At 59.0% G+C, this 25,760-nt stretch carries 24 protein-coding genes, 1 tRNA gene and 1 pseudogene; 10 read left to right on the top strand and 16 right to left on the bottom strand.

The annotated features are described in order from the left end of the window. Positions 1–20: 20 nt before the first annotated feature. Positions 21–1,130, bottom strand: a complete 1,110-nt coding sequence (locus tag FXN63_RS14270; protein WP_148815904.1) for a Gfo/Idh/MocA family protein — start codon at positions 1,128–1,130, stop codon at positions 21–23. A gap of 295 nt (positions 1,131–1,425) precedes the next feature. Here FXN63_RS14270 and FXN63_RS14265 point away from each other — a divergent pair, with 295 nt between their 5' ends. Then, complete coding sequence (locus tag FXN63_RS14265) at positions 1,426–2,433, top strand: LacI family DNA-binding transcriptional regulator (protein WP_148815902.1); 1,008 nt, start codon at positions 1,426–1,428, stop codon at positions 2,431–2,433. 71 nt (positions 2,434–2,504) lie between these two features. On the opposite strand, the gene FXN63_RS14260 is transcribed toward FXN63_RS14265, so the two are convergent. Further along, positions 2,505–5,588, bottom strand: coding sequence for a hypothetical protein (locus tag FXN63_RS14260; protein WP_148815900.1), 3,084 nt, complete (start codon positions 5,586–5,588; stop codon positions 2,505–2,507). A 3-nt stretch (positions 5,589–5,591) separates the two neighbouring features. Beyond that, on the bottom strand, positions 5,592–6,053 hold the full coding sequence (locus FXN63_RS14255) for a type III secretion system chaperone (protein WP_187394898.1): 462 nt from the start codon (positions 6,051–6,053) through the stop codon (positions 5,592–5,594). A gap of 156 nt (positions 6,054–6,209) precedes the next feature. Between FXN63_RS14255 and FXN63_RS14250 the strand changes: the two genes are divergently transcribed. Beyond that, complete coding sequence (locus tag FXN63_RS14250) at positions 6,210–6,656, top strand: immunity protein Tsi6 family protein (RefSeq protein WP_148815896.1); 447 nt, start codon at positions 6,210–6,212, stop codon at positions 6,654–6,656. A 116-nt stretch (positions 6,657–6,772) separates the two neighbouring features. On the opposite strand, the gene FXN63_RS14245 is transcribed toward FXN63_RS14250, so the two are convergent. From FXN63_RS14245 to dapC, 5 genes are all read right to left on the bottom strand, one after another. After that, entirely contained in the window at positions 6,773–8,689 is a 1,917-nt protein-coding gene (locus FXN63_RS14245) for an ABC-F family ATP-binding cassette domain-containing protein (protein ID WP_148815894.1), read from the bottom strand. A 31-nt stretch (positions 8,690–8,720) separates the two neighbouring features. Beyond that, positions 8,721–9,599 carry a 50S ribosomal protein L3 N(5)-glutamine methyltransferase gene (gene prmB, locus FXN63_RS14240; RefSeq protein WP_148819336.1) on the bottom strand — a complete coding sequence of 293 codons (879 nt, stop codon included), beginning with the start codon at positions 9,597–9,599 and terminating at the stop codon, positions 8,721–8,723. 29 nt (positions 9,600–9,628) lie between these two features. Further along, complete coding sequence (gene dapE, locus FXN63_RS14235) at positions 9,629–10,810, bottom strand: succinyl-diaminopimelate desuccinylase (protein ID WP_148815892.1); 1,182 nt, start codon at positions 10,808–10,810, stop codon at positions 9,629–9,631. A 4-nt stretch (positions 10,811–10,814) separates the two neighbouring features. Beyond that, positions 10,815–11,648, bottom strand: coding sequence for a 2,3,4,5-tetrahydropyridine-2,6-dicarboxylate N-succinyltransferase (gene dapD, locus FXN63_RS14230; RefSeq protein WP_148815890.1), 834 nt, complete (start codon positions 11,646–11,648; stop codon positions 10,815–10,817). A 212-nt stretch (positions 11,649–11,860) separates the two neighbouring features. Next, the gene (dapC, locus tag FXN63_RS14225) at positions 11,861–13,051 is read right to left on the bottom strand and encodes a succinyldiaminopimelate transaminase (protein ID WP_148815888.1); all 1,191 of its coding nucleotides are present in this window, start codon (positions 13,049–13,051) and stop codon (positions 11,861–11,863) included. A gap of 181 nt (positions 13,052–13,232) precedes the next feature. Between dapC and FXN63_RS14220 the strand changes: the two genes are divergently transcribed. Next, a tRNA-Leu gene (locus FXN63_RS14220) sits at positions 13,233–13,319 on the top strand. Positions 13,320–13,702: 383 nt separating this feature from the next. Here FXN63_RS14220 and FXN63_RS14215 read toward each other — a convergent pair. Beyond that, positions 13,703–14,551 carry a DUF6694 family lipoprotein gene (locus FXN63_RS14215; protein ID WP_148815886.1) on the bottom strand — a complete coding sequence of 283 codons (849 nt, stop codon included), beginning with the start codon at positions 14,549–14,551 and terminating at the stop codon, positions 13,703–13,705. A gap of 588 nt (positions 14,552–15,139) precedes the next feature. On the opposite strand from FXN63_RS14215, the pseudogene FXN63_RS14210 reads away from it, so the two are divergent. Next, a pseudogene (locus FXN63_RS14210) lies at positions 15,140–15,670 on the top strand (IS3 family transposase); the annotation flags it as partial. 99 nt (positions 15,671–15,769) lie between these two features. Here FXN63_RS14210 and FXN63_RS14205 read toward each other — a convergent pair. The 6 genes from FXN63_RS14205 to FXN63_RS14180 form a co-directional block, all read right to left on the bottom strand. Further along, positions 15,770–16,375, bottom strand: a complete 606-nt coding sequence (locus FXN63_RS14205; protein WP_148815884.1) for a hypothetical protein — start codon at positions 16,373–16,375, stop codon at positions 15,770–15,772. Positions 16,376–16,710: 335 nt separating this feature from the next. After that, positions 16,711–17,352, bottom strand: coding sequence for a type VI secretion system-associated protein TagO (locus tag FXN63_RS14200; protein WP_187394897.1), 642 nt, complete (start codon positions 17,350–17,352; stop codon positions 16,711–16,713). Positions 17,353–17,389: 37 nt separating this feature from the next. Next, a complete protein-coding gene (locus FXN63_RS14195) occupies positions 17,390–18,562 on the bottom strand; it encodes a hypothetical protein (RefSeq protein ID WP_148815880.1) in 1,173 nt (390 codons plus the stop codon). Positions 18,563–18,698: 136 nt separating this feature from the next. Next, positions 18,699–19,136 (bottom strand): hypothetical protein, encoded by a 438-nt coding sequence (locus FXN63_RS14190; protein WP_148815878.1) that lies wholly within the window; start codon positions 19,134–19,136, stop codon positions 18,699–18,701. Between the two features lie 109 nt (positions 19,137–19,245). Continuing rightward, positions 19,246–19,737, bottom strand: coding sequence for a GNAT family N-acetyltransferase (locus FXN63_RS14185; RefSeq protein WP_148815876.1), 492 nt, complete (start codon positions 19,735–19,737; stop codon positions 19,246–19,248). 112 nt (positions 19,738–19,849) lie between these two features. After that, positions 19,850–20,389: a DsbA family protein gene (locus tag FXN63_RS14180; protein WP_148815874.1), complete on the bottom strand. Its 540-nt coding sequence runs from the start codon at positions 20,387–20,389 to the stop codon at positions 19,850–19,852. 238 nt (positions 20,390–20,627) lie between these two features. On the opposite strand from FXN63_RS14180, the gene FXN63_RS14175 reads away from it, so the two are divergent. The 3 genes from FXN63_RS14175 (at position 20,628) to FXN63_RS14165 (ending at position 23,728) form a co-directional block, all read left to right on the top strand. Beyond that, positions 20,628–22,577, top strand: a complete 1,950-nt coding sequence (locus FXN63_RS14175) for a PAS domain-containing sensor histidine kinase (protein ID WP_222863917.1) — start codon at positions 20,628–20,630, stop codon at positions 22,575–22,577. After that, positions 22,574–23,224, top strand: coding sequence for a response regulator transcription factor (locus FXN63_RS14170; RefSeq protein WP_148815872.1), 651 nt, complete (start codon positions 22,574–22,576; stop codon positions 23,222–23,224). Before FXN63_RS14175 ends, FXN63_RS14170 begins: the two co-directional genes overlap by 4 nt. 114 nt (positions 23,225–23,338) lie before the next feature. Beyond that, the gene (locus tag FXN63_RS14165; protein WP_148815870.1) at positions 23,339–23,728 is read left to right on the top strand and encodes a response regulator transcription factor; all 390 of its coding nucleotides are present in this window, start codon (positions 23,339–23,341) and stop codon (positions 23,726–23,728) included. Positions 23,729–23,806: 78 nt separating this feature from the next. On the opposite strand, the gene FXN63_RS14160 is transcribed toward FXN63_RS14165, so the two are convergent. After that, the gene (locus FXN63_RS14160) at positions 23,807–24,133 is read right to left on the bottom strand and encodes a hypothetical protein (RefSeq protein ID WP_148815868.1); all 327 of its coding nucleotides are present in this window, start codon (positions 24,131–24,133) and stop codon (positions 23,807–23,809) included. A gap of 171 nt (positions 24,134–24,304) precedes the next feature. Between FXN63_RS14160 and FXN63_RS14155 the strand changes: the two genes are divergently transcribed. The 3 genes from FXN63_RS14155 (at position 24,305) to FXN63_RS14145 (ending at position 25,728) form a co-directional block, all read left to right on the top strand. Further along, a complete protein-coding gene (locus tag FXN63_RS14155; RefSeq protein ID WP_148815866.1) occupies positions 24,305–24,529 on the top strand; it encodes a hypothetical protein in 225 nt (74 codons plus the stop codon). 167 nt (positions 24,530–24,696) lie between these two features. Beyond that, positions 24,697–24,897, top strand: coding sequence for a hypothetical protein (locus FXN63_RS14150; protein ID WP_148815864.1), 201 nt, complete (start codon positions 24,697–24,699; stop codon positions 24,895–24,897). A gap of 66 nt (positions 24,898–24,963) precedes the next feature. Next, positions 24,964–25,728 (top strand): hypothetical protein, encoded by a 765-nt coding sequence (locus tag FXN63_RS14145; RefSeq protein ID WP_148815862.1) that lies wholly within the window; start codon positions 24,964–24,966, stop codon positions 25,726–25,728. Positions 25,729–25,760: the final 32 nt, after the last annotated feature.

Raw genomic sequence — 25,760 nt, 5'->3', positions numbered from 1 at the left:
GCTTTTTTGATCTCTGCCGATCAGTCGTTCTGCAACACTTCGTCCAGACGCACCGTGCGGCGCTCGGCGATCGATACGTAAGCCGCTTCGACCAAGGCCATGGTTTTGACGTTGTCGGCAACCGACAGCGCAGGCGTTTCGCCGTTAGCCAATGCGTACTGAAGCTGTTCCATCACGCCGATGAATGCGTGCGGGAACCACATGGTTTCCCAACTGGGCGTGACCCAGGCACCGCCCGTGCTCAGGCGTGATGCGTAGCTGAGTGTGGACGGCTTGCCGTCGGGCCAGCCGATGGTGCCTTTGGCCACGCCTTCGGTGCCTTCGACGCGCCAGCGAATGTGTTGGTCGTCTTCAAAACCTTCGCCACGCGGACCAGCCCACACGTCTTCCAGAGACAGCGCCAGCAACCCGGACTCAAAGCGCACGGTGGTAGACACCAGGCCGTCCTGGTGTGCGAATTCGGTGCGCGGGTCGGGACGCGTCATCGTGCTGACTTCAACCGGTTCGCCAAACAGGAAGCGCAGCACGTCCAGGTGATGCACGCTCATGTTGGCCAGCGTCAGGCGGTCGTAGTCCTGCAGGAAACCTTGCCAGTGCGGAATGGCGTGCATGTCGATCTGCGCGAACACCGGCTCGCCCAGATCACCCCGTTTCAAAAGCTGCGCCAGCACCTGCATCGACTGGTCGTAACGCATGTTCTGGTTCACCGACAGAATCTTGCCGGCCGCACGTGCCTCGTCGCGCAGGGCGCGGGCTTCTTCCAGAGACAGCGCCAGCGGCTTTTGCGCGAGGATGGCGCGCACATGCGGTGCCTTCAGCGCGGCGCGAATCAACGCGGGTTGTTGGTCGGGTGGGTAGGCGATGTCGACAATCTGAACCTCGCTGTCTGCAATCAAGGCATCCGGCGTGTCGTGCACGGTGGGTATGCCCCAGCGCTCGGCGACTTCACGTGCCCGCGACGGCGTGCGTGAGGCGATGGCAGCCACTTGGAAGCCAGCTTCTTTGTAGGCAGCCAAGTGGCACTCGGCCATGATCATGCCGGCCCCGATGCAGCCAATGCGAAAACCGCGTTCACGCACCGTGACATCGGGGTAGAGCGGTTGATCCTGGAACGAAGCGGGGTGCGCCATGGAGTCTCCTGACAGGTCTCGAACAATCGGGCGGATGCTTGGCGGTCTGCTGCCGCCTTCTGCTGCATCGCTGAAATGATTGTTTTGATGGTTTTTATTGATGTGAATGCATCGTACTTTTACATCAACGCGTTTCCCCGTAAACCAAGTGCTTTCATGGACAAGGAAATCCCTTAGTTTTTGCGGCTTTTAAGGCGTCATTTGCTGAGAAACATCAAAGACACATCCAATCTCTGATCGAATTTGATGTAATCTGATTGCTTCTGATTGCAGTCATTTGAGTTAGCCCGTATCCATGCGCGCCACCATCCACGACATTGCCCATGCCGCCGACGTCTCCACTGCCACGGTGGACCGCGTGCTGAACGAACGCGAAGGCGTCCGCGCCAAGACGCGTGACCACGTACTGGCGATTGCCAACCGGCTGGGTTATTTCGGTGACCCTGCGCCCGCTGCGACCGACAGCGTGCGTATCGACTTCGTGTTGCCGGCAGGTACCAACAGCTTCATGGCCGCATTGGGCCGTCATTTGCTGGAAGAAGCAGCGACGCGCCCTCTGATCCGGCCCAGCCTGCATGTGGTCGAAGGATTCAGCGCAGAAAAGCTCGCCGCCAAGCTGCACGAATTACGCGGCCACACCGATGCAGTGGGCTTGGTCGGCCTGGACCATCCCCAGGTGCGTGACGCCATCGTGTCCTTGCGCGACAGTGGGGTGAAGGTAGCCACTCTGGTGTCCGACATTCCGATTTCCGCACGCATGGCTTATGTCGGCATCGACAACCGCGCGGCAGGCCGGCTTGCGGGCTTGCTGCTGGGCCGATTCCTGCCAGCCGGCGTTGAACACCGCATTGCAGTATTCGTGGGCTCATTGGCCTACCGGGGCCACGAAGAACGCGAGATGGGTTTCCGGTCGGTGCTGGGTGAAGAATTTCCGCACCTGCGCATTGCGCGCATTCTGGAAATCGGCGATGACCGGGAACGTGCGTATGACGTTACCGGGCAATTGCTGCGCGAAGACCCGCCCGCTGGCATCTACAACATCGGTGCAGGCAACCAGGGTATTGCGCGCGCCTTGCAGGAAGCAGGGCGTCAGCGCGACACGGTGTACATCGGCCATGATCTGACCGATGCGACCCAGCGTTTGCTGCTGGATCGCACCATGGATGCAGTCATCGATCAGAACCCGCGCGTGGAGGCGCGGGAAATCGTGCGGGCCTTGGCGGCAGCGGTGCGGGGAGAGTCCGAACCGAGTTATCTGCCGCGTTTGCAGGTGATCTTCAGAGAGAACATTCCGGTGGCGTGACTCACAGCCAAGGCACCGGATGCCGCCCTGACTACGTGACCAAGGTAGTCGTTGTGTCAGGGCTGGCGCGCCTATTTCGATGGGTCGTAATACCGATGCAAGGTCGGATACTTGCCCGGATTGTTCACCAGTTCCGCCTCCAGGCTGCTGAACAGCGTGGCGCTGTCCAGCCGATCATTTGCGGCTCTCATGTCGGCAATCATCTCGGTCTGCAAGCTGGCACAGCGAACCTCCAGCTTACCGATCTGCGCTTTCACCGCCGGTGTCTGCTCGCCGAAAGGCAGTTCGCTCAGTCGATTCAGTTCTGCGGTGGCCTTGGTCAGCAATGCCTTGTTGGGATGCGGCGGCGTGGCCGTGGCGGCGACGAATTGCTCGACTTCGTCGATCAGGGCAGTGCGCAGCGCTGGGTCTGCATCCATGAATCTGCCGGGTGCGACTTCGACGTCCTGGTGCATGAACCACAGGAAGTCTGGGTTGTAGTTTTCCCGCTTGTGCAGACGAAGAATGTCCAGGGAGTCTGCCGATTTCAACAGACCCCGTTCCAGGGTCCAGTCCTTTGCAGGTGCCCGGCTGTCGATGCAAGCCGCCGCTTGATCCAGGTAGGCCGGATCTGTGATGCCAGCAGACCGCAAGGCAGTGACCGCCGCCTGCGAACTTTGCGCCTCCCAACGATCGACACCGTTGCCTTCACGCCCGACGTCGTGCAAGACCGTCGTCGTGTAGAGCGCGTGGCTGTCGATGGTTGCGCCGTGTTCTCGCGCGATATTGGCCAGCACATTCGAATACAGCAATGCGCGTGACACATGTTGCCGACCATGCAGGCCGTCGGGATCAAAGCCTTGTTCGTGGCTGCGGTATTGGTCAAGCATTGCAGGTAGCTGCGTGGTCTTGAACACCGCCAGTCCACCTACACGCGTGACCACGGGTGCACCCGTGGTCACCGTCGCGAAGGGTTTGGCGCTGCTGTCTACCTCACGAACGCCAGGTGCGATCGTGTCAAGGGTATAGCTCTTGGTTTTCACGCCAAGCGCTTCGCCCATGTTTGTGAGGTTCGTGAGTGCTTCCAGTTCCTCTGGTGCCATGCCTTCGACGAAATCGCCACCAGGCATTCGGATCTCAGCCACGTCGCGGGAAAAGTCGATGCCACCCCAGACCTGCGCCTCGATGTACGCGGCGGTCCCGCCACAGTTGACGCGCAGCGGGTCGCTTGCTTCCTTGAGTCCTGCTGCGGTTTCCGTGGTCATTGCGGAGAACAGCCGGTCCATGTGATCGCGTGTCGCAAGGTGAGATTGCGTGGCGTCGGCATCTACAAAGCTATGCACAGCGAGGTTCAGAAGCTGTTCGTACGCTGGATCTTCACCTCTGACCAGTCCGGCGAGCAGATTTTCTGCCAGGTACGGCGCAAGATTCTTGCCATGAGTCGGCCCCAATTGCAGGTTCTCCGCTTCGGCCATGCCCAGGCGCTCGCCCAGGGTGTCAAGCAATGTGGGCGAGCGTGCGACCAAGGCTGCCAGCGGGCTGCCTTCCGGTGCCTTGGCCAGCCCGTCCAGAAAGCGGCGGCTGCCCGCTGCATCGATACGAGCAGCGTAGGAATCGAAGGAGTCGCGCGCGGTATAGGTGCACCGATCACGCACTTCAGGCTTCAACACGATGACGACGTTGCCGTATCCCATGCCGCCGGCGGCACCGAGGGCCTTACGGCCCACATTCACGGCGGCGGAAATGGGATGGTTGTCAGGTGACAGCTCGATGGCATCCTGGGATGCCAGCGCTGGAGAATAACTGTGTTCAATTGCCTGGCGACGCTCCAGGTATTCCGCGCCTTTGGCGGCTGCACCGCGATGGAAGACGTTCTGCAAATGCAGGCGCTCCGGCTGTATTGCCCCTTTTTCACCGATCAGTGTGGACGGCGGCTCACCTTTTTTGGCCGATGCAAAAAGCTGAAGCGGCAGATTGACCGTGAGTTCGGCATCCCGCAGGGTTTTTTCCAGCAAGGGGGCAGAGACGCTTTGCGCGGCGGCAACGCGCATGGCCCCCGCAGTCGTTGTGCGGACCTCGCTCAGCCCTGACAGCCACTCGGCGCTCTGGCGACCCAGCGCGTCACGGCCTGCGGTTTTTTCGGCGTCGGACAAGACGGCGAGGTTCTGGCCCGACAGGGCCGATCGCGTGCCATCCGCACCTACGGTTTTCCCGCCTAGCGCAATACGTCGCGCCATGTCTTCATGAACCTGGGCTTCCCAGGTATTAAGGTCGGTCAGCAGCTGTTCTGCCGCAGGATTGGCGGCGTTGGCCAACGACAGGCGATATTCCATCAAATCAGCCGACTGCATGGTCTTGTACAAGGCCAGGAAGCTGTCGTTGGACATTGCTGCCAGCTTGCCCTGCATTGCACGACCGATTTCCTGTTCATTGCGCAGATTGGCACCCGCCGACGAAAACAGCCGCGCTCCCATGCGCATGTGCGAGATTGCCTGCAATTCGTCGACGACTGGGGCGATGCGAGGGGATACGCCGGAAGGGCCTGCGCTTGCCGGGGGATTGGCAATTACCTTGGCGATGGCATCGGCAGACCTGGCAGTCGCTGTGCGGATCAATTCGCTTGGATCGACGTTTGACGTATCGACGTGCGCGCCGAGGGCGGCCAGGTCGGTACGCATCTGGTCGATGATCACGGCGGCGACGGCATTGCGTGTTGACTGCGGCAGGGACGCTGACCGGACGCCTTCAGGCAAGAACTTGCTGGTCTCGCCGCTTTGCAAATCGGCCGACAGCGCTTTCATGCCTTTGCCGAGCACATCATGGCGGGCGACGGTCATGGCGTCACGGTGCGCCTGCACGGCGCTGTCTCCGGCCGAGTAGGCTTGCGCGATCAACCGGCTGGTCAGCGGCGCACCAGAGGCTTCCGCCCGGGCAATCGCCGCATAGGCAGCCCGAGCCGCGCCAGGTGCAAGCGCCAGTTTCGGATCGCCGTCCAGAATGCTTTTCAGACTGGCAAACTGGGCCTGATTCGCGGATTTTTCCGTATCCGATCGGAACAGGCTGAAACGGCTGTGTGACTGGGCGGGTAGATCCTTGCCCGCACGCAGGTCTACGGGCGTATCAAGTGTCGCCGAGGCTTGAACCATATTGCGCAGGACATTCGACTCAATCGCCATCGCTTAAGCTCGCAGGAAGGGGTTGCCAAAAGACTCGGATGAGAACGACCCGGCTGAAGAATGTTCTGCTGCTGCGCTTTCCTCAGCGGTGTCGCCCAACTCTGTCTGCCATGCCATCGCGCGATCGGCAAAGCGTTGCAGCAGCTCGTCCAGCGCCGGGCTGTCCCACTGCTGAGTGCTCAGGCGCTCGGCCAACATGGGTGTATCGGTGTTTGGGTCCAGACTCCAGCTGGAGCCTCCCGTGCCTTGCCAGAAGTAATTGGCATGCAGCAAGCGCTTCTGCAACGCAGGTGTAACGGGCAGAAGGGGGAAATTACTCCATACGATTACCGCACCGCTGTGGTCGTCCAGCGCCACGTGCAGCACCAGCCGGGCATCGACCGTCAGCGCACAATAATTGTCTTCAGCGACAAGTTCAGGAGAAATCGCTGCGAGCGCAGCGGAGAAGCGGGAGGAGAGGTCCATGTGGAATAGCCTGGTAATTGGTTCAAGTCGGCTCAGGTAAAACGTGAGTGACGTTAAACGACCCTTAGTTCCACGGAAAGTATGCCGATAACATAGACAAGACCAACCGGGCACCATGCTGGTACCGGCGTGCTAGGCCATTTGAACGCCCCTTTTATGTCAAGCTCCCATTCCGTTCGTAGCGATCTGCCCACCACGCGGCGGTCATTGCTATCCAAGCTCAAGGCCAGCGGCCCGGTCCTGAAGCTGCGAATGCTGCTCAAGGAAAGTGCAGGCGTCGGGCTTCAGCCCGTGGACTATCTGGACGAGGCACTTGCCCTGTGCCGCCAGCGCCGCCGCCGTTTTCCGGGCGCGCAGTTGTACAGCGCCATTGAAAATCAGCTCAATTACCTGCGCGGCGTGGTGGTGGGCAAGCAAACTGACCGTTCACGCCTGCGTGACATTGCGCTGGACCGCTTTGCCCGTGGCGGCATGGACGGTGTGGATGCGGTATTTGCGCGGGCGCTGAAAAACGCTGCGCATATTGGCCATCGGCTGGAAGGTGATCTGCCGATGGACACGCAAGGTTTGCGTCGGGCTGCACGCCGGGTGCGACAAGGGTGAATGTCACCGGGTAGATTGTGCTGCTGTTTTGGCAAGATAGAACCAGGGCAAAATAAAAGCCGGGTCGCATTGATGATGCGGCCCGGCTTTATTTCAAGCTTCGGTTTTCGTCGTCTTCAGCTTTTGGCGATCTGTTCCAGCGATTCCTGCATTTCCAGCCATTCCTCTTCGACTTGGCCGGCCTGCTTGAGCAATTCGCCGTGCTCTGCCATCACACGACGGCATTCATCCTTGCGCGCGTCTTCGTAAAGTTCCGGGTCCGCAATCAGCGCGTCCAGTTCCTTGCGACGTGCCTCGTTCTTGGCCATCGTGGTCTCCAGCTTTTGCAGCTTGGCTTCCAGGGGCTTGCGCAGGGCCGACAGGCGCTGGCGGTTTTCCGCTTCTTCGCGTTTGGTGGCTTTGCGATCGGTGCCCTGACTGTCGTCGGATGAACCGCCGGAGGTAGCCGTGCCTGCCGCTGGCGTGCGCCGGTTGGACAGCCAATCGCGATAGTCTTCCAAGTCACCATCGAAGTTCTGCACGCCGCCGTCGGCCACGATCCAGAAACTGTCGACGGTGGTGCGCAGCAGGTGCCGGTCGTGCGACACCAGCAGCATGGTGCCTTCGAACTCGGCCAGTGCTTCGGTCAGTGCCTCACGGGTGTCCACGTCCAAGTGATTGCTTGGCTCGTCCAGCAGCAGCAGATTGGGCTTCTTCCACACGATCAGCGCCAGGGCCAGACGGGCTTTTTCACCGCCAGACATCGGTCGCACCAGAGACGTCACAAATTCGCCCGAGAAGCCGAAGCCGCCCAGGTAATTGCGCATGTCCTGCTCGCGGGTGTCAGGTGCGATGCGGGCCAAGTGCTGCAGCGGCGACGCATCCAGGTCCAGGATGTCCAGCTGATGCTGTGCGAAGTAACCTACTTCCAGGCCACGTGCCGCTTTGCGTGCGCCTGCAAGCGGCGCCAGTTCGTCGGCCAGTGTCTTCACCAGCGTCGATTTACCGGCACCGTTGGCACCCAGAATGCCGATGCGCGCACCGGATCGAACCTGCAATTCCACGCCACGCAGAATTGGCTTCTCGCCATAGCCCGCACTGACCTTGTCCAGCGTCAGCAGCGGATCAGGCATGTAGCTGGGCGAGGGGATACGAATGCTGATGGCCGCCGCATCGCGCAGCGGTGCCAGCATCTGCATGCGGCCCAGCGCCTTGACCCGGCTTTGCGCCTGTTTGGCCTTGGTAGCTTGTGCCTTGAATCGGTCGATGAAGCCTTGCAGACGCGCGGCTTCCTTGGTCTGCCGGTCAAACGCAATCTGCGTCAGACGCATGCGTTCAGCGCGTTGCGTCACGAAGTCTTCGTAGCCGCCTTTGTAGCGAATCAGCTTGGCGTGATCGAAATGCAGAATGGTGCGCGCGACCGCATCCAGGAATTCGGTGTCGTGGGAGATCACCATCACCGTGCCTGGATAGCTTGCCAGCCAGCGCTCCAGCCAGAGCATGGCGTCCAAGTCCAAGTGATTGGTCGGCTCGTCCAGCAGCAGTAAGTCCGACGGTGCCATCAGCGCGCGCGCCAGGTTCAGACGCATACGCCAGCCGCCCGAGAAGCTGGTCACGGCTTGTGTGAATTCCGCTTCCGAGAAACCCAGGCCGACCAACAACTGTTCGGCACGCGACTGTGCAGTGAACACGCCGGCGTCGAACAATTCCGCTTCCAGTTCCGCCAATCGCGTGCCATCACGTTCGGCATTGATGCTGGCACGTGCCGCCTGCAAGGAGCGCAGGTGGCCGTCGCCGTCCATCACGAACTCGACGGCGGCGCGATCAGTGTGGTCGATTTCCTGTGCAATGGCGGCCACCTTCCAGGTGGCGGGAATGTCCAGGTCGCCGGCGTCGGCGTCCAGGCGGCCAGTGAACAGCGCAAACAGCGTGGACTTGCCTGCGCCATTGGGGCCGACAATGCCAACCCGTTCGCCGGGATGCACGACAAAATCCGCACCGTCGAGCAATACCTTGGTGCCACGACGCAGGGTCAGGCCGGAAGCGCGAATCACAGAGGAAGAACCTTAGAAAAAATCTGACGGATCACAGTTGATCGCGTCGCAGCAGCAAGACTTGATCGTCGCCTGCGGAAGTGGACAGCCACACCGGTTCCAGCTTAGGGAAGGCCTTCTCGAAGAACTCACGCTCATTGCCGATTTCCAGCACCAGAATGCCGTGGTCGTTCATGAAACGCGGGGCGTCGCGCAGCAACACCCGGATCAGGTCCATGCCGTCGGTACCACCGGCAAGCGCCAATTCGGGCTCGTGGTGGTATTCGGGGGGCAGGGCGTTCATCGAGTCTGCATTCACGTAGGGTGGATTGCAGATGATGACGTCGTAACGCGCAGCTGGCAGCGACGCGAACAAGTCGCTGCGATGCAAACGCACGCGCGATTCCAGCTCGTAGTCGGCCACGTTCTGCACGGCCACCGCCAATGCGTCGGAAGACAAGTCCACCGCATCGACCTGCGCGTTGGGGAAGTCCTGCGCGGCCAGAATCGCCAGGCAGGCCGAACCCGTGCACATGTCCAGCATGCGGCCAACCTGCGCCGGGTCTTCGACCCAGGGCGACAAGCCTTCTTCCAGCAATTCGGCAATGAACGAGCGCGGAATGATCACGCGCGGATCGACGCGGAAACTGCGGCCCATCAACCAAGCTTCGCCGGTCAAGTAGGCAGCCGGCACGCGCTCGTCAATGCGACGATTGATCAGCGTCTCGATCGCCGCGAATTGCTCGTCGTTCAGAATCTGGTCCAGATACGGGTCCAGCTCATCGGGCGGCAAGCCCAGTGCAAACAGCACCAGGTAAACCGCCTCGTCGTACGCTTCCAGGCTGCCGTGGCCAAAGAAGACCTCGGTTTCCAGGAAACGCGCTTCGGCGTGTTCGATCACCTCGCCGACGGTGGGCATGTCGAAAGACATATCTGCCGCGTTGTCGCTTACGTGGTTGCTCATTTGCTACCGCCCAACAGCGTGGTGACAGTGCGCCGATAAATGTTCTTCAAGGGTTGCAGCGCCGACACCGCAATGTGCTCATTCACCTGGTGAATGCTGGCGTTGATCGGCCCGAACTCGATGACTTGCGGGCAGATCTGTGCAATGAAACGACCGTCAGACGTACCACCGGTAGTCGACAGTTCGGCCACCACGCCGACTTCATCTTGTACAGCCGAGATCAGCGCATCGCACAGCGTGCCGCGCGGCGTCAGGAACGGCGCGCCGCCCTGGTTCCAGTCCAGCGTGTATTCCAGACCATGCTGATCCAGAATGGCGTGCACACGTTCCTTCAAGGATTCCGGCGTGCTGGCCGTCGAGAATCGGAAATTGAAATCGAGCACCGCGGTGCCAGGCACGACATTGGTCGCCCCGGTACCCGCGTGGAAATTCGAAATCTGAAACGTGGTTGGCGGGAAATACTCGTTGCCGGTATCCCACTCGGTCGTCGTCAAATCCGCAATCGCGGGCGCAACCAGGTGAATCGGGTTGCGCGCCAACTGCGGGTAGGCCACGTGCCCCTGCAAACCCTGGATCGTGAGCTTGCCAGACAAGGAGCCACGTCGGCCGTTCTTCAAGGTATCGCCCAGCGTCTTCACGGACGTAGGTTCGCCGACGATACAGAAATCCATTTGCTCGCCGCGTGCCTTCAGCACCTCGCAGACGGCCACGGTGCCGTCGATCGACGGACCTTCCTCATCGGCGGTGATCAGCAAGGCGATCGAGCCGGGCAAGTCGGGTTCAGCAGTCAGCAATTCTTCGACTGCCACCACAAAGGCCGCAATCGAGCTTTTCATGTCGGACGCACCGCGCCCGTACAGATTGCCGTCGCGCTGTGTGGGTGCAAACGGCGGGCTGGTCCACTGTTCCAGCGGGCCCGTGGGCACCACATCGGTATGGCCGGCGAAGACGACCAGGGGCGCAGTGGTACCGCGTCGCGCCCACAGGTTGACTACGCCGCCGCGCTCGATGGTCTCGATACGGAAGCCAAAGGGAACCAGCCGTTCGGCGAGCAGTGCCTGGCAGCCCGCATCGTCTGGCGTGACCGACGGACGCGAGATCAGCGCCTCGGCCAGGGACAGCACGGCATTGTCGGTGCTGTCTTGTTTATCGCCATGCAGGCGGCCTGACACAGTCATCGAATTACGCTCGCAGCAGGTCGTTGATGCTGGTCTTGGCGCGGGTTTGCGCGTCGACACGCTTGACGATGATCGCTGCGTACAGGCTGTGCGAACCGTCGGCCGAGGGCAGGGTGCCCGGCACCACCACGGAACCCGACGGCACGCGACCGTAGATGATTTCCTTGGTTTCGCGGTTGTAGATGCGGGTGGATTGGCTGATGAACACGCCCATCGACAGTACCGAGTTCTCTTCCACGACCACGCCTTCGACCACTTCCGAGCGCGCGCCGATGAAGCAGTTGTCTTCGATGATGGTGGGGTTGGCTTGCAGGGGTTCCAGCACGCCGCCGATGCCCACGCCACCCGACAGGTGAACGTTCTTGCCGATCTGTGCAGCCGAGCCAACGGTGGCCCAGGTGTCGACCATCGTGCCTTCATCGACATACGCGCCGATGTTCACATACGACGGCATCAGCACCACGTTCTTGGCGATGAACGAACCACGGCGAGCAACCGCCGGCGGCACCACGCGGAAGCCACCCTTCTTGAAATCTTCTTCGGTGTACGACGCGAACTTGGTCGGGACCTTGTCGTAGAACTGGATCGGGGCACCGTCACCGAAGCCTTGCACCGTGTTGTCTTCCAGACGGAAAGACAGCAGCACAGCCTTCTTCAGCCATTGATGCACCACCCATTCGCCCGACGACTTGTCGGCAACGCGCAGCGAGCCGTTGTCGAGTGCGTCGATGGCGTGGGCGACAGCTTCGCGCACAGCGGCGGGTGCCGAGGCAGCGGACAGCGTCGTGCGGTCTTCCCAGGCTTGTTCAATGGTTTGTTGCAGGGCTTGAAGGCTCATGTGGATTCCAGAAAATGGGTCGGACAACGTACCGGCAAACACGGCACGTGCAAGAAAAAAGTGAGATCGGCATGCGTTGAAGCATGGCGATCAACATGGCAAGAACAGACACCGTGCTGCGAGACATCAAGCCATCGCGACACCAGCCCCTGCTGATAGAAATGCAGCCCGCCCAGGTGATGTCTTACCCCGGGCGCAACCGCAAAAAAGAACTAACGCGTGGTAGCGAAGCGCGCAATGCGCTCGGCGGCTTCCACGCAATCGGCCAGCGGCGCGACCAGGGCAATGCGGATACGACCCGCGCCAGGATTGCGGCCCCAGGCATCACGCGCCAGGTAGCTACCCGGCAGCACCGTGACCGCTTCCGTCTGCAGCAAATCGCGCGCAAACGCCGTGTCGTCGCCTTTCACCCCGGCCCACAGATAAAACGAAGCAGGCGGACGCTTCACGTCGATCTTGCCCTGAAGAATTGGCACCACCGCGTCGAACTTCTCGCGGTACAGGCGGCGGTTTTCCACCACATGCGCCTCATCGAGCCAGGCAGCTTCACTGGCAGCCGCAACCACGCCGCTCATGGCGCAGCCATGATACGTGCGATACAGCAGGAACTTCTTCACCAGCTTGGCATCGCCCGCAACGAAACCGGAACGCATGCCCGGCACATTGGAACGCTTAGACAAGCTGGAGAAAATCATCAGATTACGGAAATCCGTACGACCCAGCTTGTGCGCCGCTTCCAGCGCACCAATCGGCGGAGCGGCTTCGTCCAGATAGATTTCCGAATAGCACTCGTCCGCCGCGATCACAAAGCCATACTTGTCGGCGCGGTCGAACAAAGTCTTCCACTCATCCAGCGACATCACATGACCAGCCGGATTGCCCGGCGAGCAAGTGAAGACCAGACGGGTATCTTGCCAGATCGATTCCGGCACGCTGTCCCAATCGCAGGCAAAGCCACGCGAGGGATCATCATTGACGAACTCGATACGCGCGCCAGCCAGCAAGGCTGCGCCTTCATAAATCTGATAGAAAGGATTCGGGCTGAGCACCACCCCGCCGTGCGCCGGATCGATCACCGTCTGCACGAACGAGAACAGCGCTTCGCGCGAGCCCAGCACCGGCAACACTTGCGTAGCCGGATCGATCAAGGGCAGGGCATAGCGCTTTTGCAGCCACTGCGCGATGGCAGTACGCAAAGACAGGGGCCCAAGCGTTGGCGGATAACCGGACAAGCCAGACAGATTGGCAATGATCGCCTGCTCGATAAAAGCAGGCGTCGGATGCTTGGGTTCACCGATCGACAGATTGACCGGTCGCAGGCCGCTCGGCAGCACAACACCCGCATGGAGTGCGCGCAGCTTTTCGAACGGGTAGGGTTGCAGAGCGTCGAGGCGTGGGTTCATAGCAGGAATTGTACCGTCCCCACCTTAAAAATTCCTGCGTCCAAGCCAAAAGTGGCCCGCGCCTCGGCTACAATCGTCGCTTCGCCGATTCGGACAGACCGGCGGATATGCGCTTCGGGCCCGCCCCGGACCATATCGCCTGACGTGAAAGCGGCCAGGTACGGTTTGTTCGGTGGCGTGTGCGAGGGTGGCGAAATTGGTAGACGCACCAGGTTTAGGTCCTGACGCCGTAAAAGGTGTAGGGGTTCGAGTCCCCTCCCTCGCACCAGAATTCGCTTATATATCAAAGGCTTGAGCAGTCTGCTCGCCTTTGTTTGGGCAAGACGGGATGTTCCTGAATCGAAATCAGGTGTACATGGAAATGTAGCGCTGGTTCGAAGCTCAGCATCTTCGTCATAGCGGTTGCTGGCACCAGCGCTGCACATCTCCGAAAGTACGTCCTGCGCGGTTCGTGGCATGCGGCCGTGCTTAGTCAAGGGAAATGGTCAAAGCACGCGTCGACGTAGTCTCGGTGTAGCTTGTCGAAAGAGGGCGAGACCCGGTGACATTGCCGGCAAGTCTCAGAGTTCAAAAGGTGGGGATCAGATCGGCAAGAGCGGAACGTTGCCGGAATGGGAACTCGTTGACATTAGTTGAGTGTGGAATTTTCGCCTATTGCTTGGCGTCTACCTCGAACTTTCTTCTCAATTGATTAAGCTGTAGCTCGTCTTCACTGGTGAAAACCTTCAGCGAAGTGATATCGCTTGATGCTGCAATGGTTTTATTGTCCGGTCCGTCTAATTGGGTCGTCGTTACCGTCATGATCGCATCAGCGGGAACCTCGGTTTTGCCCCACGGCCCATACTCATTGGGTGCAAGGCTCCAGCTCACAGTTTCACCCGGCTCCAGACCACCTGGGATCGAGTAGTTGAATTCTTCCTTAATCCAGGGAACCGAGCGACCGGGACTCTTCACGGTTCCTTCAAAATAGGCGCGGGAGATCGCGTGATTTGTTCGGTTGGTCACTGTCATTTCGATCAATGGCTTAGGGCGCCCATAACGCTGAGGCAGTAGTTTGAAACTAGCTTTGCTGACTTCGAAAAGGGCAAGCTGGGCAAGGGCTGCCTCGTGTCTCTCTTTCTTTTGCTGCAAGCGACTGATGTTGTCAAGGCCAATTATCTTTTCTACCTCTTTACGTCGGGCAGTAATTTCTTCGGCGGTCGCCAAAACTTCGGCAACGTTTTTACCGTCCAGCGCTAAAAGTACGCTAGGGGAGAGGCCTATATTTGCGGCCTCTGGGGTGCCGACCTTATCCAGCAATTTCAAATTGATGCTGCCAAACCCAATCGATAGAAGTGCGTGATCAAATTGCGCTCGCTTGTCCGCAGAGATGCTGCCGCGCATCTTTGCAACAGAGCTGCGAAGCGACGCATCGCTTGAACCATCCAAACGTGTTTCAGTGCATGCCGAAAGCATGAACACAAAGAGCAAAGACAAAATTCGCGCAGCGCGATTTTTCATGCAACATCCGGTATTTCAGACTTGGGTAACTAAGTGTATATCGCATCAAGGCGTTGCTTACGGTTCATACTGCATGACGCAATGCGGTTGCGCTGTCGCATCTTACGAAATTCGCACCCCACGTCGCTTCGTCGATTCGGACAGACCGGCGGATATGCGCTTCGGGCCTGCCGCTGTCACACCGTCTAGTGGGTTCGAGCTCCTTGGTTCCAGCGAATACCTACTATGCCAGCTATAGCCGCACAAATTTGGCGTCTCGTTACGCTAAATTCCCGCCACTCGTTCGCCATTCGACATTGAAATGGGAGAGTTCGCTTAATGGCGTCACTAAGAAGGTGCGAGGATGCTTAGCGTGTCGAAATCTTCAAAAAACGGGTTGAGAAGCAGTGACGCTTGGACTAAACGTTATGCTCAGCGTTGGGCTGCGCAGCGGGAAAGCGAGATTTGGGATGGCACCAGTATGCTAACGAAAGCCTTCAGGGGTTCCGTCAGCGACAGTGACCAAGCACGCAGTGTGTTTAAAAATAAGGTGCTTATTCACGTTCGACGAGCAGCAGACCTTCCGCCAATAGATACACGGCATGCGCAGCTCTCAAGCTGAGCTGGAAGCGCAAGTTCTTGCATACCACCGACAGCCGACACGACCTGCCGGTCGCCGACATCACGTATATCCGCACCGACCAAGGCTGGCTGTACCTGGCCGCCGTGCTGGACTTGTACTCACGCAAGGTGGTGGGCTGGTCGACGGCACCGGCCATGCCTGCTGAATTGGTCTGCAACGCGCTGAAGATGGCGATCACACTGCGTCAGCCCAAGCCTGGCCTGATCGTGCATACCGACCGTGGCTGCCAGTACGCAAGTCATGCCCACCGTGACTTGCTGGCCAAACATGAGCTGGTCGCCAGCATGAGCCGAAAAGGCAACTGTTGGGACAATGCCGTGATGGAACGCTTCTTCCTGAACCTCAAAATGGAGCGGGTGTGGCAGCGGCGTTATGCCAATGCGGCTGAAGCGATCGTCGACATCAATCACTACATCGTGGGCTTCTACAACACCCATCGGCTGCACTCGACGCTGGGCTATCAATTACCGGCTGACTACGAAAAAGTTGGCCACTAAAACACCCTATCTCCGTGTCCACAAAAACTTGACCACCACAACTTATCTCGTGGCTCCGAGCCAACCCAAATCAGGCGGTGCCTGCTCTCGTGCGCCTTCTTAGAGGCCGCTGGAGGAGTTCCCGTTGAGCAACGCACGGCACTCTTCAAAATTCTTGAATTCGTACCTTAGGCTGATCATTGCTGCCCGAGAGCTCATAGGAACTGCCTTGATGGCTATATTGGAGATGCCATTGGGGAGTGGCGCACCGTCTCCGCCCCAGAAGGTGGCTAGAGTGCGTTCCTTTTGCTCCAGACTCATCATCCAATCTCGGGGCTCCTTCCAGATCGCCCCCTGCCTTAGAAAGTCGAATTGGCTGGATGGTTTGCCATATTTTGCCGATAGCATAGAACTAAGCTGTGCAAACTTGGCCATTACAGCATCGCCGTATGCATGCCCCTCGATTTCAGGAGTCCAAGCTGTGATCGAGCACAGCCCGGTTTGCGGGGTAAGCAGCAGTCGGTAGTCATCAAATGCTGCGTTGGGCACCGGCACTTTGGATGTGACATAGGTCGGTTTGCTATATGTCACGGGAGCTACGCGTTTGATCTGATCAAGGCTCAACCCCATCTCAAGACCAAACGGGCCATCCCATGCTGCAGCCGGAGTCGTGTTCAGTAACAGGATGCTTCCCAAAATTGCCGTTATGCCAATAATTCCTTTCATGCCTTTTCCTGATACATAGGGTTACTCAAACGAGTTTGGCATGTCGAAAACCCTAAGGCAAGCAGGGTAAGTCTGAATTTGCGCTGACAGCTAACGCAGCGTGGTCGCGAGTCGAGGGAGTGGTAGCGAACTCACCCAGCGGGCCGACGCTAGCCTGGCTTAAGTCCGAAAGGTAAAACCTTTGGATCTAGCTGCGCGAAATCCGTAATCGGGATTTCCCAAATCCTTGAAATTTCGTTCGTGGGGAGAGGCAACTATTCGGCACGCGTTTGGGAAGTCTTGATGCCAGACTCGGCTAAAAATGTTGGAACTGGCTCGATTAGCGTCATGTACCCCTACCACTTACATCCCTTCCGTATATCAGCCAACGCTGTCTCCGCCCCAGCCGTCTTGAACGTCGCAGTGACAGGGTTTTCGCCGTAAGGCGTCACGTTTGCCACAAACGATTGGCTAGTCACCAGACGCTTGAGCACCGTAACCGGTGAACCAGGGAAGAATGCCGCTTTGTGATCCGTAGATATCGTCCACGTGGACTTTGCTGCGGCATCTTTATCCACCCTGTACGTGGTGAATATCGACTCCAGTCCCAAGTACGAATTCCAGTTGATGTAAAGCTCGGTCTTGTTATTGGCACAGCGTACAGTCAGCCCGATTGCTTCTCCGAAGCGGCCTCTGCCGCTGTCGGCGATAAGCGTCGCAACATGGACAGACTTGTCGGTCAGCGGGTCGGTCTGGGTTGATGTGCGCCACTCGCCAGATCCGGTCACCGTGGTGGGCTTGGTCGCCGGAGCTAGCCCGTTTTTGGTTGCCAGCGCGTCGTAGCATGCCAGGCGCAACACGGTATTTGTGTTGGCGGCGCACTCGGCAATCTCTTTGCCAGCGACGGTGGTTGCGTTGGTTTGCGCAAAAGCACCGTATGCCACGGACGACAGTGCAAGCGCGGAAAATGCCGATCTGATGAATTGCGTGGTGGTCATATCTTTCGTTGTCGGGTGGATATGTGAATGGCCAAACTCAGTGCTTTCCTGGTGACGTTGCTTCGGCCTTTGGCGCGGCATTCGCCCCAGCGCTCGTCAACAATCGCTCTGCGTCGTCAATCCGAAGCCGTGCCTCCCGCCAGATCGGGAACAGGAAAAGGTGCTTAGGTATCCGTGTCATGTCTCTGGTGCCTGCCGCATTCAGCTCGGCAATGCTTACCGAATAACGTTGCAGCTGTGGTCTGGCTGCTTCCACGAACAGCGACAAATACTGCTGCTGTTCAGACATGTGCCACACGTTCCGAGCGTCTATGTACGCTTGCCGGGCGATGACAATGTGATTTCTGAATTCGTCGTCGGGCATATCGCGAAGTGCCCGGTCTATCGCCACAACGTCCGCACTGATCAGCTTGCTGTATTCAATCAAACCCAGCTTGGTGTCTGCAGCGTCGTCAATCTTCCTGAGCGTCTTCACAGCGAGTTGGTCTTCGGCTGTTGGTTGTCGCTGCCATGGGTTTTTGCGCTCGGGCTGCTGAGTTTCAGCCTTGACTGGTGCTGAAACCGTGGCAGCGGGTTTAGGTGCCGCTGGCGGGACCATGATGCTTGCGATTTCGGAATCCGCCTCTGCTGCTGCTTCCTGGGCTGCATTCCAAATGGGAGACAAGAAGCTGCTTTTCGGAATATCCGAGGGCTTGTTCAGGCGTAAGTCGTAGACGACATATTCGATGGCATAGCGCTTGAGAATCGGTTCTGCCACGATTCTGAACACGGACAGGTAGTCTTCCTGAATGGACTGAGACCAGATTTCACGTGCGTCGATGAAGGCTTGGCGCGATTTCAGCGCGGATCCCTTGAACTTGCCGTCCGGCACGCTGCGCAGCGCTTCATCGATGACCGCTGACTCGGTCACCAATAGCTGGCTGTAGTCACGCAAGGTGATGCCGACCGATACAGCGCTGCCCAGCCGCCTGAGCGCTTTGACGACGTCTTCAGCAGCCGTTACCGCGACTGCTTTCTGACTTTGGGTTTTTGCTTCAGCGGCTGGTGCAGCAGTGGACCGAATCGCTTCCTTGAAGCAGTTGGCTCGATCTTCGGCGCGCTTCAGTTTTTCACATGCAAGGATGAGTTCGTCGACGGTTGCTGCGGTCGCGGGCAGGGCAATGGCGGCAAGCGTGCCGCTCAGGATTATCTTTATTGTTAGCTGGATCACGTCAGGGTCCGCCGGAAACGAAAGAGGTGCGTTTTGCCTGGTCACATTCTAAAAGCCAAGCTGCAAATTCATCAGTGATGTCAGCGGCCTGGAATTTCTACCAACTTGAGTGCGTCACATCGATCGCCGTTTCTACTTATTTCGGCAATGGCGGTGTATTCACCCTGCTGGCATCAATACAAGCATCCCCCAGCCTCGCAGATTCAGCAACCAACAACTCCAATATCCGACTCGCCCCCGCATCGCGATTACGAACCACAATCGACCGTAACGGTTCAAACGCCGCCGCCTCTTGCGGCACCATCGCGGCCCCGCGCGCATACGCACCGATCGCGGTAGCCCGATTCGCGCCAGTCATCATGCATGTCGACAGCGCCTGTCTGTCATACCGCAAACTCGTGCCGTCTCCAAGCGCCAGCCGTAAATCTTGATTGTCTCGTTCAAGCTTGGCGCTCTTGTCTGCAAGCGGTTTTGTGATGCTCTGCAGCTCGCGAACTTCCCGGTTCCATCCAACATAGGTGGGCACTGCACCGACCGCTACTCCCAGCACGAAGAGCCAGACTTTTTTGGGCATTCCGTCTCCTATACAAAGAACAAGTATAGGGGGCAAGATTCATCGGGTTACCAGCTACTGTCGCGGCGTTCTTGAGTGTTGCGCGTTCACGGTGTCGGAATGCATTTACTCAAAGCCGCATCACCATCTCGTGCCAAGCCATGCCGCCGTGATCCGACGCAGATGGCTTTACATATGCATAACCCATCTTGGCGTACAGCGGCACATGACGATCCTTGCACATCAAATGGATAGTCTCCTTGCCACGTGCTCGCATCTGCGCAACGAAGGTTTGCATTAGCTGCGTGGACAGGCCCTTGCCTTGATACGCCGCGTCCAGCACCACAGACATGATGACGACGTTTGGCGCGGCAGGGTCGTGGCCCACGAGTTCCTTGAACGCGTCGTCAGACATAAGCACTTCATGCGCGCAGCCGCTGTTGATGAAGCCCACCGTTTCCCCGTCGATCTCCATGATCAGAAAACCTTCGGGATATTGCGCGATGCGAAGCGCGATCTTCTCGAAGGTCGCGGCTTCATCACCTTCGTAGGCGGATGATTCGATCTGAAAGCAGCGCGCGGCGTCTGCCAGCACGGGATGCCGAAATACTGGGTTGTTCATCCTGTGCGTCCAGGCAAAAGCCAGCAGTGTAGACAAGCCAGGGTTCACATGAAAATCGAAGCCTGAAGCCGAAGACGCTGACCAAACTGCCACTGCCCGTCACGGCAGCTAGTCAAACACGCGCAAGTACAAACTGCGCCACCTGACTCAATGCCGCAATCAAGCTATCGACATCGCGCGGCCCGTCATAACGGCTGCCGTTGATAAACATGGCCGGGGTGCTGTTCACCCCGCTGTGCATGCCGCTCATGAAGTCGCTTTCGATCTTGCGGTCGAAACGTCTGTCAAAGGCTTCGCGCAGTGCCAGTGCATTGACGCCAACGCCGCTGCCGTAGCGCATCAGGTCGATGTCTGTCAGTGCGTGCTGGTGTGCATACAGCATGTCGTGCGCCAACCAGAATTGCCCGACGTGTGACGCCGCTTCGGCCAGTTGCGCAGCGCGCAGCCCGTGGGGGTGCTGGGTGGTCACGGGGAAGTTGCGGAATACGAAGCGCAACTGCTTGCCCATCGCAAGCTGTACTGCCTTGATGGTGGTGTAGCTTGCGCCACAGTGCGAGCACGCGTAGTCGCCGTATTCCACCAGCGTTACCGGTGCGTTTGCCGGGCCCGTGCTGTGGTCCAGCGGGCCAACGGGGACAGATAGATTGCGCATGACGGGTCTTCCTGATCAGGGGCCTGCGTGGCTGCCGCAGCCGGCTCTTACTACCGTCATCTGTGGGTGTCGGTTTGGCAATTGGGGGCTGTCCAATGGCGAACAGGATAGGCGTCTGTTTGTTGGCCCGACATTGCTCTATCGTTTTGCCGCGTCATACCTTGGTTTAATCGTAGAATCCCAGCCCGTTATTGCCCCATCCCGGAGATAGGTGTTGTTCACGTCCAAGCGCGGGCAGATGTCCCGTATCTCATCTGCGCCATTGGATATCGACGGCGCTGAAGGCCCCTATGCGCGCACGATGAGAATCGCGTTCCGACTGGCTGCGGTCGTATTGGCGTTCGTAATTCTGCTGATCGACACGCTCAGCACCGTGGAAGGTGCCGTGGCCGTGTTGTATGTGATGGTGGTGCTGCTGGCTGCGCGAACCTACCGGCGCGTGGATATCGTGTGGGCGAGTATTGGCTGCGCGGCGTTGACGCTGCTGGCTTATGTCGACTCGCATGGTTTCAATCATGTGGGCGCGCAGACCATACGGGCTGCTGTCAGTCTGTCGGCGATTGGTGGCACGGCCTTGTTGGCGCTGCAGCATCAATATGCCACCAACAAGCTGGCCGCGCAGGCCCGCTTGTTGAATCTGTCGCACGACATGATTTTTGTGCGCGACAACGCGGGTTTCATCACGTTCTGGAATCGCAGTGCCGAAGAAGTCTACGGCTGGTCTTCGCGCGAAGCGGTGGGGCGGGTGGCAGACGACTTGTTGGGCACCCGATACCCGGAACAACGCAGCAGTATCGAAGCCGCATTACTCAGCACCGGTCGCTGGGAAGGCATGCTTGAACAACGTACCAAGGCAGGAGCCACGCTGTTTGTAGAAAGCCGGTGGGTGGTTCAGTGCGACCATCTGAAACGCCCTGTCGAGGTGATGGAAACGCATACGGATGTCACGGATCGCAAGGTGGCGTATGCGGCCCTGGTCGCCAGCGAACGGCGTTTTCGCCGCATGTTCGACGCCAGCCGAATTGGCGTGGTGCAAGAGAGCTGGAGCGCGCTCAGGGCGGAATTGGTCGCGCTGAATTTATTGGATGGCGACGCGCTTCGCACCTACCTGGCCAGCCACCCGGAATTTGTCGGCCGTGCGCGCACCCTGGTCAATATCGTGGATGTGAATCCGGCCTTGTTGACCATGCTGCATCGTGACCCCACGGTACCCTTCGACGCGCTGGAATCGGTCGATGACATGCTCAGTGAGGGCGATCGCACGTTCTCATCGGCGCTGATTTCTTTTGCGCGCGGCGATACCTTCCTGGAAGGTGAGACGGAAATGGTCCGTGCCGATGGCAGCCGCTTTCCGGTGCTGTTCACCATCACGTATCCCACCGTGGACGACGCCGATGGCACCGTGCTGGTGTTTGTGGTCGACAACACCGAGCGCAAGCAGGCACAAAGTGCATTGCTGGCGTCCCAGGCGGAACTTGCACACGCTACCCGGGTGGCTACGCTGGGCGAGTTGACGGCGTCCATTGCGCACGAGGTCAACCAGCCCTTGATGGCGGTGGTTACCAGCGGGGAAGCGGGCATGCGCTGGCTCAAACGACCGGTGCCCGATCTGCATGAAGTTGAAACGGCAATGGGCCGCATCATCTCGGAAGGGCGGCGCGCCAGCGAAATCGTCAAACGCATACGCGCATTTTTGATGAAAGCGCCAACGCAGCGCGACGTGCTGAGCTCGGCCGCACTCATCGATGAAGCTATCCGGCTGGTCGAGTACGAATGCAGCCGCGAGCAGGTCATGCTGCGGCTGGATATCGAACCTGGGCTGCCTGCCATCGTCGGTGATCGGATTCAGCTGCAACAGGTGTTGGTCAATCTGATGGTCAACGCTTGTCAGGCCATGGCGGGGCAGACCGCTGCGCGTGTGCTGTCGATTCAGGCCCGGCGGGCCAGCGTCAGCAGCCTGGTGATTTCGGTACGCGATACCGGGCCTGGCATTGCAGCGGAAAATCTGGACCGTCTGTTCGATCCATTCTTCACCACCAAACAGCAAGGCATGGGTATGGGCTTGGCGATCTGCCGGACCACGGCACAAGCTCACGGCGGTGAATTGTCGATCGTGAATTCGCCGGGCGGCGGTGCAAGCTTCCAACTTACACTCGCAGTATTGCCAGACGGTGTAGACCAATCATGAATGCCCAGACCTCACTGGATGCCACGCTGGCATCCGAACAGGCGCTTATTTTTATTGTGGACGACGAGGCTGCGGTGCGCGACTCGCTCGACAGCTTGTTCCGTTCGGTGGGTTTTCGAACCACGCTTTTTGGCTCTGCGTCTGAACTGCTGCAGGTGGCGATGCCAAACGTGCCGGCCTGCATCATTCTTGATGTGCGCCTGCCGGGCATCAGCGGGCTGGATTTTCAAGATCAGCTGACCAGGCAAGGTATCGATCTGCCCATCGTTTTCATGACCGGGCATGGCGATATTCCCATGACGGTGCGCGCAATGAAGGCGGGCGCGGTCGATTTTCTGTCCAAGCCATTTCGTGAGCAAGACATGCTTGACGCCGTTGCCGCGGCCATCGAGCGCGATCGCCAGCAACGCGCCCAGTCAGCCGCGATGCTGGACCTGCGCGCACGGCATGAAACGCTTACGCCGCGCGAACGTGAAGTGTTGGCGCATGTGGTGTCTGGCCTGATGAACAAGCAGGTTGCCGGTCTGCTGGGCTTGAGCGAGATCACGGTGAAGATTCACCGGGGCAACGTCATGCGAAAAATGGGTGTGCGTTCGCTTGCAGACCTGGTGCGTCAGGCCCAGGCTTTGGGTGTATCGGCACCCTGACAAAAGGCTGACCAAACCTCTGTATGATTTTCGTGGCCGCGACATTCAGGCATAAAGACGATGCCGAGTATTGGCCGCACGTTCGTGTGGCCCGGCACGAAGGATGTTTTGTCTATGGTTCCAACTCCCACAATCGCAGTCGTTGACGATGACGAGGGGGTCAGGGTGTCGCTGTGCAGTCTGATCCGCTCGCTTGGTTACGAGGTGCGCGCCTATGCGTCGGCAACTGCGTTTCTGGACGATCAGGGTGCTGGGGACCCCGACTGCATGGTTACCGACGTGCAGATGTCACCGATGACAGGCGATCAACTGCAGGCGAGGCTGATCGCTTCCGGTCGGCTGTTTCCGATGATTTTCATGACGGCGTTTCCCACGGATGCGGTGCGCAATCGTGTCATGAGCCTGGGGGCCTGCGCCTATCTGGACAAACCGGTGGATGGCGATGCCATGGCAGGCTGCCTGGCGGCCGCGCTGCATCAGGGCAGGGCGGCCGCACGCCTGTGACGCCAGGCGGCTGCGCCGGTTTGCGCCCGCGTCATCATCGCCAACGCAGTGCGGAAACTTCAGCTCAGGTGTTCAACGTCAGGTGCTCAAGGGTTCGGTTGCTTCGATCAGCACAAAACCGGCGTACCGCCCTGCACGAATGGCTTCGGCAACAAACGTCGGGTCTTGGCCTTCGCTGACCACATCGATGACACCCGGGCGGTCCAGGCTGTAAACCTCGTAGCCTAACTGTGCGGTATCAGGCGTTTCTGGCAGTTCGGTATACGTCCGATTATGTTCGCCAATCGACAAATCCAGCAGCCGTGCGGCCCCGGCAGGGCTCAGGTCAGATTCCCCGGCGGCGTAGTCGGCAGTGTCGCCAAAGATGAAGCCACTCTTGTTATCGATCAGGATGAAACGCGACATGCTGTTTCCCAGCCCCTGTTCTCCCGAGGCGCGGTTCGTTGCGGGCGCAACGTGTTCCCTGGAATTTACCGGTCCTGCGGTCGGGTGCCAAACCGGCTTACTTTCGCTGATCGGTCGCTTCTTGACGACACGCTGGTAGACTCGCTCCAAATTGTGGAAAGGAAGTAAATCATGAGCGAGAAAAAAGGGCTGATTGCCCGTGCGATCGAAGCCTATCTGCGCACCGGTGGACCGGACCAGCCGGGCCGCGACAGCGAAGAACGTGAACTGGATGGCCGGCATTACGTGGTCTTGCGTAATTCGCGCGGTTTCCTGGCTGCGTATCGGCTTGAAGGTGACGGTGGCCTGCGTCGTCTGGGTGAGTGGCCGGACGCCCTGAACAGCAAAGCTGAGTAATCTTTCACAAGCGCTGTCACCAGCGCTGTCATCAGCGTGAAACCACCTGCGGGTGGTTTTTTTACGCTTGTTTGCGTTTGAAAAGACGCCGCGCAGAATGAACTGGCATCCCACCCGTTTATGACTCAGCCGACAGGTATGATGGGGCTTCTTACCCAGGTGATGTCATGAAGCGATTTTTCCATCAGTACGCTGGTCGCGCAGCACAGCGCCGAGTATTTGCCCTTGAAGCAGCACTACGCCGCGCACGTGAAGCCGAACCGAACGATCCAGTGCAGATTGCGTTTGCCTACACCCACGTGAATGAGGTGGATGGCAGCAATCTTCGTCGGCGCATTTCCGATGTTGAATACGAAGAAGAAAACTGACACGAAGAAGAAAACTGACCTGGCTTTGCGCATCATCAGCGTTATTCGCATGACTGGTTTACCCGTATGACAGACACACCGGCGGCCATACCGACAGCTATACCTTTAGGACGGTATCACCTGCGTCGATTGCGTACCTTGTACCGGTCGGCGGGCTGGCCCAGCCAGGATGTGCTGGAAATCGAGCTGCTGGCTTCGGGCATGGCCGAACGCGTCAGCAGTGCGTTCGGGCAGGACACCATACGGGTAACCGATGCCGGCATACGGTTGTTGGCAGAACAGGCGTCACGCAATCGCACTGCCATGTCTGCCCATGAGGCGCTGGTCGAACGCGTGGCGCATGCCATGCTTCGCGCGGGTCGCATTGCGTGGAGAGGCCTTGCCTTGCGCGCACAGCTTCCAGCTTCTGAGCCAAGCGCGCCTGCCCGCTGGTGCGTGGCAAAGCCCGATGTGTTCTCGATCCGTAATACCACGGTCGAAACCTATGTCGAGCCCATCGTGCACGAGATCAAAGTCAGTCGTGCCGACTTGCTGGGCGACCTGAAGCGCCCTGACAAACGTACTGCCTACCTGGACATGGGTGAATGCTGGTACGTCCTTGGCCGCGACGCGAAAGGGCGCGAGATCGCCGATCCGTCGGAAATCCCCCCTGATTGTGGGGTGCTGGTAGACGACGGCGTGGTGCTTCAGCAAGTGCGTCGCGCCGCGCCTGCGGCTCGGGCGGCATTGCCTTTTGGTGTGTGGATGGCGCTGGCCAAAGCGTCACCGGTTGCCGCGCCTGACAACGATGCGCAGGCCGTGCTGGGGGCGGGGCTTGATTCACCGCCTTGATTCACCCATCTGAGTCGCCTTCGGGTTAACAC

The sequence above is a fragment of the Pigmentiphaga aceris genome, from assembly GCF_008119665.1.
Lineage (GTDB): Bacteria > Pseudomonadota > Gammaproteobacteria > Burkholderiales > Burkholderiaceae_B > Pigmentiphaga > Pigmentiphaga aceris.
This window is presented reverse-complemented; position numbering and strand designations above follow the sequence as displayed.

Excerpts from the sequence above, each read along its gene's own strand:
- FXN63_RS14270 (WP_148815904.1), bottom strand. The coding sequence starts at position 1,130 with ATGGCGCACCCCGCTTCGTTCCAGGATCAACCGCTCTACCCCGATGTC.
- FXN63_RS14265 (WP_148815902.1), top strand. The coding sequence starts at position 1,426 with ATGCGCGCCACCATCCACGACATTGCCCATGCCGCCGACGTCTCCACT.
- FXN63_RS14260 (WP_148815900.1), bottom strand. The coding sequence starts at position 5,588 with ATGGCGATTGAGTCGAATGTCCTGCGCAATATGGTTCAAGCCTCGGCG.
- FXN63_RS14255 (WP_187394898.1), bottom strand. The coding sequence starts at position 6,053 with ATGGACCTCTCCTCCCGCTTCTCCGCTGCGCTCGCAGCGATTTCTCCT.
- FXN63_RS14250 (WP_148815896.1), top strand. The coding sequence starts at position 6,210 with ATGTCAAGCTCCCATTCCGTTCGTAGCGATCTGCCCACCACGCGGCGG.
- prmB (WP_148819336.1), bottom strand. The coding sequence starts at position 9,599 with ATGTCTTTCGACATGCCCACCGTCGGCGAGGTGATCGAACACGCCGAA.
- dapE (WP_148815892.1), bottom strand. The coding sequence starts at position 10,810 with ATGACTGTGTCAGGCCGCCTGCATGGCGATAAACAAGACAGCACCGAC.
- dapD (WP_148815890.1), bottom strand. The coding sequence starts at position 11,648 with ATGAGCCTTCAAGCCCTGCAACAAACCATTGAACAAGCCTGGGAAGAC.
- dapC (WP_148815888.1), bottom strand. The coding sequence starts at position 13,051 with ATGAACCCACGCCTCGACGCTCTGCAACCCTACCCGTTCGAAAAGCTG.
- FXN63_RS14215 (WP_148815886.1), bottom strand. The coding sequence starts at position 14,551 with ATGAAAAATCGCGCTGCGCGAATTTTGTCTTTGCTCTTTGTGTTCATG.
- FXN63_RS14205 (WP_148815884.1), bottom strand. The coding sequence starts at position 16,375 with ATGAAAGGAATTATTGGCATAACGGCAATTTTGGGAAGCATCCTGTTA.
- FXN63_RS14200 (WP_187394897.1), bottom strand. The coding sequence starts at position 17,352 with ATGACCACCACGCAATTCATCAGATCGGCATTTTCCGCGCTTGCACTG.
- FXN63_RS14190 (WP_148815878.1), bottom strand. The coding sequence starts at position 19,136 with ATGCCCAAAAAAGTCTGGCTCTTCGTGCTGGGAGTAGCGGTCGGTGCA.
- FXN63_RS14185 (WP_148815876.1), bottom strand. The coding sequence starts at position 19,737 with ATGAACAACCCAGTATTTCGGCATCCCGTGCTGGCAGACGCCGCGCGC.
- FXN63_RS14180 (WP_148815874.1), bottom strand. The coding sequence starts at position 20,389 with ATGCGCAATCTATCTGTCCCCGTTGGCCCGCTGGACCACAGCACGGGC.
- FXN63_RS14175 (WP_222863917.1), top strand. The coding sequence starts at position 20,628 with ATGTCCCGTATCTCATCTGCGCCATTGGATATCGACGGCGCTGAAGGC.
- FXN63_RS14170 (WP_148815872.1), top strand. The coding sequence starts at position 22,574 with ATGAATGCCCAGACCTCACTGGATGCCACGCTGGCATCCGAACAGGCG.
- FXN63_RS14165 (WP_148815870.1), top strand. The coding sequence starts at position 23,339 with ATGGTTCCAACTCCCACAATCGCAGTCGTTGACGATGACGAGGGGGTC.
- FXN63_RS14160 (WP_148815868.1), bottom strand. The coding sequence starts at position 24,133 with ATGTCGCGTTTCATCCTGATCGATAACAAGAGTGGCTTCATCTTTGGC.
- FXN63_RS14155 (WP_148815866.1), top strand. The coding sequence starts at position 24,305 with ATGAGCGAGAAAAAAGGGCTGATTGCCCGTGCGATCGAAGCCTATCTG.
- FXN63_RS14150 (WP_148815864.1), top strand. The coding sequence starts at position 24,697 with ATGAAGCGATTTTTCCATCAGTACGCTGGTCGCGCAGCACAGCGCCGA.
- FXN63_RS14145 (WP_148815862.1), top strand. The coding sequence starts at position 24,964 with ATGACAGACACACCGGCGGCCATACCGACAGCTATACCTTTAGGACGG.